The organism is Micromonospora sp. D75, from assembly GCF_018070405.1.
In the GTDB taxonomy this organism is placed as follows: Bacteria; Actinomycetota; Actinomycetes; order Mycobacteriales; family Micromonosporaceae; genus Micromonospora; species Micromonospora chalcea.
Genome location: NZ_JAGPXV010001155.1, coordinates 1 through 564 on the forward strand (window position 1 = coordinate 1; position 564 = coordinate 564).

Annotated in this window: 1 protein-coding gene; it reads left to right on the top strand. The window is 74.5% G+C overall.

Features of this window, described 5'->3' with window-relative positions:
* The coding region (locus KBX39_RS32605) for a thiamine pyrophosphate-dependent enzyme (RefSeq protein ID WP_247660836.1) at nt 1–564 on the top strand (564 nt) is incomplete at both ends.

Sequence of the window (564 nt, forward strand, 5' to 3'; positions counted from 1 at the left end):
GGGCGGGGGGCGCCGGGGCCCCGGCCGACCCGTCGCCGGACGTCGAGATCGACGCCGGCCTGCTGCTCGACTACTTCGACGCCCAGATCCAGAGCCGCCACCTCGACCTCGCGTTGCGCTGGCTGCAGTCGAAACGGGACGGCTTCTACACGATCGGATCCAGCGGCCACGAGAGCAACGCCGCCGTCGCGCTGGCGCTGCGACCGACCGATCCGGCGCTGCTGCACTACCGGTCCGGCGGCTTCTACGCCGCCCGGGCCGGGCAGGTCCCCGGCTCCACCCCGATCACCGACGTGCTGCACTCCGCCGCCGCGTCCCGGCGGGACCCGATCTCCGGCGGCCGGCACAAGGTGTTCGGGCACCGGGCGCTGAACGTCATCCCGCAGACCTCGACGATCGCCTCGCACCTGCCCCGCGCGATGGGCATGGCGTTCGCGCTGGAACGGGGCGTCGGCGACACCGGTTACCCGGCCGACGCGGTGGTGGTGTGCAGCTTCGGCGACGCCTCGGCCAACCACTCCACCGCGGTGGGCGCGCTGAACGCCGTCGGGTGGGCCGCCCACC